Annotated in this window: 1 protein-coding gene; it reads left to right on the forward strand. The window is 74.7% G+C overall.

Annotation, left to right across the window (positions count from 1 at the left end):
- Positions 1-4,340, forward strand: a 4,340-nt coding sequence (locus ACSNOB_RS31540; RefSeq protein ID WP_436691040.1) for an SDR family NAD(P)-dependent oxidoreductase, incomplete at both ends; no start/stop codon positions are given.

A 4,340-nucleotide genomic window follows, 5' to 3' on the forward strand; every position in this document is an offset into this window, starting at 1 on the left:
GTGCGGCAGCCGGTGCGGTTCGCCGACGGGGTGGCGGCTCTGCGGGCGCAGGGTGTGGACACGTTCCTGGAGGTCGGGCCGGACGCGACGTTGACGGCGATGGTGGCGGAGATCGTCGCCGACGGTGCGGTGTGGCGGATTCCGTCGTCGCGGCGGGATCAGGCGGAGGTCGGTGTGTTGACCTCGGCTGTCGGGCAGTTGTGGGTGGCGGGTGTGCCGGTCGACTGGGCGGCGTACCACGGGCAGGCCGGGGCCCGGCCGCGCGTGGTCGACCTGCCCACGTACGCCTTCGACCAGCGGCGTTACTGGATCAACGCAGCGACGCGGTCCTACCGTCCGCCCGCCGCCGGACGTACCGCGGCCGACGAGGACTTCTGGCGCGCGATCGAGGCGGAGGACGTGGCGGGTCTCGCCGCGAGCCTGGCCGTCGACGCCGACGCCCCACTCGCGGACGTGCTGCCGGCGCTGTCCACCTGGCGACGCCGTCGGGACGCCGAGGTCGCCCTCGACTCCTGGCGCTACCGGGTGACCTGGCAGCCGCTTCCCGACGCCCCCGACCGCGTCGAGGCGACCGAGTTCCTGCTCGTCGTACCGGCCGACGCGGACGCGACCGTGACGGACTGGGTGGCCGCCCTCGGCGCCACCGGCGGGCGGGTCGTCGAGGTCGACGCCGCGTACGACCGGAAGCGGATCGCCCACGACCTCGCCGAGGCGTCGGCCGGCCGCGACGGCGACGCGCTGCCCGTGCTCTCCCTCCTCGCGTTCGACGGCCGCCCGCACGCCGGGACCGGCTCCGTTCCGGTGGGCCTCGCCGGCACGGTGGCGCTCGCGCAGGCGCTCGGGGACGCCGGGATCGCCGCCCGGCTCTGGATCGCCACCCGCGGCGCGGTCTCCGTCGGGTCCCGGGACCGGCACGTCGACCCCGTCCAGGCGATGGCGTGGGGCTTCGGCAGCGTGCTGCGGGCCGAGCACCCGCACCGTTGGGGCGGGCTCGTCGACGTGCCCGAGCAGCCCGACCAGGACGTCGTACGCCGGCTCCGGACGCTGATCGCCGGCGCCGGTCGGGAGGACGAGGTCGCCCTGCGCCGGGCCGGCGGGCACGCCCGCAGGTTGGTCCGGGCCACGTACCGGGACGCCGGGCGGCGCCGATCCTGGACGCCCCGTGGCACGGTGCTGATCACCGGTGGCACCGGGGCGCTCGGCGCGCACGTCGCCCGCGCGCTCGCCGCCGAAAGGGCCGAACACCTCCTGCTGGTCAGCCGGCGGGGTGGCGAGGCGCCGGGCGCCGCCGCCCTCGCCGAGGAACTGACCGGGCTCGGCAGCCGGGTCACCGTCGCGTCCTGCGACGTGGCCGACCGCCCGGCGCTCGCGGCGCTGCTCGACTCGATTCCCGACGAGCTTCCGCTGACCGCGGTCGTGCACACCGCCGCCGCGCTCGACGACAACGTGGTCGACGCCGTGAGCGTCGACCAACTGGCCACCGCGCTGCGGGCGAAGGTCGACGCCGCCCGCAACCTGGACGAGCTGACCCGGAACCGGGACCTCTCCGCCTTCGTCCTCTTCTCCTCCCTCGCCGGGCTCATGGGCGGCGCCGGGCAGGCCACCTACGCGCCGGGCAACGCCTTCCTCGACGCACTGGCCCAGCAACGTCGCGCGCAGGGGCTGCCGGCGACCTCGCTCGCCTGGGGACTGTGGGCAGACGGTGGGGTGAGTGGCGGCGAGTTCGAGCAGCGGCTCACCCGCACCGGGTTCGGCGCGATGGCGCCGGAGACGGCCGTCCGCGCCCTCCTCCGGGCGCTCGACCACGACGAGACGTACCTCGTGGTGGCCGACATCGACTGGGCGCGGGTCGCCGCCGCCGGCGGCCGGCGCCACGACCCGCTGGTCCGGGACCTGCTCGCCGCCGCCGGCCCGGCGGCAGCCGTCGACGCTGCCGTGCCGGCGGCCGAACTGCGTCTCCGCCTGTCCGGGATGTCCGGCGCGGACCAGTTGCGTGCCCTCCGTGACCTCGTCCGCGCCGAGGTCGCCGCCGTGCTGGGCCACGAGTCCGCCGAGCGGGTGGCGCCGGATCGGGCGTTCCAGGACCTGGGCTTCACCTCGCTGGCGGCGGTCGAGCTGCGCAACCGGCTCGACGCGGCCACCGGCCTCGCGCTGCCGAGCACGCTCGCGTTCGACTACCCGAACTCCGCCGCCCTCGCCGGGCACATCCACGCCGAACTGCTCGGCGGGCAGTCCGTTCCCGGTGCCGCCGCCGTCGTCGGCCCCGTCGTCGGCGACGACCCGATCGTCATCGTCGGCATGGGCTGCCGGTTCCCCGGCGGAGCCGAGTCGCCGGAAGGGCTCTGGGGCCTGCTGGCGGCGGGCGTCGACGCCATGTCGGACTTCCCGGCCAACCGGCACTGGGACCTGGAGTCGCTGGCCCGTTCCGGCTCCTCCGTCTCGCGCGGGGCGTTCCTGGCCGACGCGGGCGGCTTCGACGCGGAGTTCTTCGGGATCTCGCCCCGCGAGGCCCTCGCCATGGACCCGCAGCAGCGGCTGCTGCTGGAGGTGGCCTGGGAGGCGTTCGAGGACGCCCGAATCGAACCCCTCGCGCTGCGCGGCAGCCGGGTCGGGGTGTTCGCCGGCACCAACGGACAGGACTACGAGACCGTCGTGCGTCAGGCCGGCGAGTCGCTCGCCGGGTACGGCGCGACCGGCGCCTCGGCGAGCGTGCTGTCGGGCCGGGTGGCGTACTCGTTCGGTTTCGAGGGGCCGGCGGTGACGGTGGACACGGCGTGTTCGTCGTCGTTGGTGGCGTTGCACCTGGCGGCGCAGGCGCTGCGGTCGGGGGAGTGCGACCTGGCCCTCGCCGGCGGCGTCACCGTGATGGCGACCCCGGGCGCCTTCATCGAGTTCTCCCGCCAGGGCGGGCTGTCGGCGGACGGCCGTTGCAAGGCGTTCGCCGAGTCGGCGGACGGCACCGCGTGGGGCGAGGGCGTCGGTGTCCTGGTCGTGCAGCGGCTGTCGGACGCGCGGCGCGAGGGTCGGCGGGTTCTGGCGGTGGTGCGGGGTACGGCGGTGAACCAGGACGGGGCGTCGAACGGGTTGACGGCGCCGAATGGTCCGTCGCAGCAGCGGGTGATCCGGCAGGCGCTCGCGTCGGCGGGGTTGTCGGCCGGGGACGTGGACGTGGTGGAGGCGCACGGTACAGGTACCACGTTGGGTGACCCGATTGAGGCGCAGGCGCTGTTGGCGACGTACGGGCAGGGGCGGGATGAGCCGCTGTTGTTGGGGTCGGTGAAGTCGAACATCGGTCACACGCAGGCGGCCGCCGGGGTGGCCGGCGTGATCAAGATGATCATGGCGATGCGGGCGGGTGTGGTGCCGGCGACGTTGCACGTCGATGCGCCGTCGTCGCATGTGGATTGGTCGTCGGGTGCGGTGGAGTTGGTGACGCAGGCGCGGGAGTGGCCGGTGGTGGGGCGTCCGCGTCGGGCGGGGGTGTCGTCGTTCGGCATCTCCGGCACCAACGCCCACGTGATCATCGAGCAGCCGGAGGGTGCTGCGGCAGCGTCGGCGCCCGTGTCGGGGACGGATCCGGGTGACGAGACCGGCCGGACCGGGTCGCCGGACGCGGTGCCGGTGCCGTGGGTGGTGTCGGCGCGCTCGGAGCGGGGTCTGGCGGGTCAGGCGGCGCGGTTGGTGTCGTTCGTGCGGGACCGGTCTGACGTGTCGGTGGCGGATGTGTCGTGGTCGTTGGCGACGACGCGGGCCGCTCTGGAGCACCGGGCGGTGGTGTGGGGTTCGACCGTGGACGAGTTGGTGGCCGGTCTGTCGGCGGTCGCCGAGGGCCGGTCGGCGGTGTCGGGTGTGGTGTCGGTGGGTCGTCGGGCGGTGCTGTTCACCGGCCAGGGCTCGCAGCGCGCGGGCATGGGTCGTGGGTTGTACGACGCGTTCCCGGTGTTCGCGTCGTCCTTCGATCGGGTGTGCGGCGAATTGGATCCGCTGTTGCCGCGTCCGTTGCGGGAGGTGGTCTTCGCGGCGCCCGGGTCTACCGGGGCCGGGTTGCTGGACCAGACGGTGTTCGCGCAGGCGGGCCTGTTCGCGGTCGAGGTGGCGTTGTGGGAGTTGCTGTCGTCGTGGGGTGTGCGGGCGGATTTCGTCGCCGGTCACTCGATTGGTGAGGTGACGGCGGCGTACGTGGCGGGGATGTTGTCGCTGTCGGACGCGTGTGTCCTGGTGGCCGCGCGCGGGAGGCTGATGCAGGCGTTGCCGGCTGGCGGGGTGATGGCGGCGGTGGGTGCGTCCGAGGATGCGGTGCGGGAGGTCATCGAGGCGTCGGCCGTGGCGGTGGATGTCGC

The organism is Micromonospora sp. URMC 106 (assembly GCF_051386395.1).
Classification (GTDB): Bacteria; Actinomycetota; Actinomycetes; order Mycobacteriales; family Micromonosporaceae; genus Micromonospora.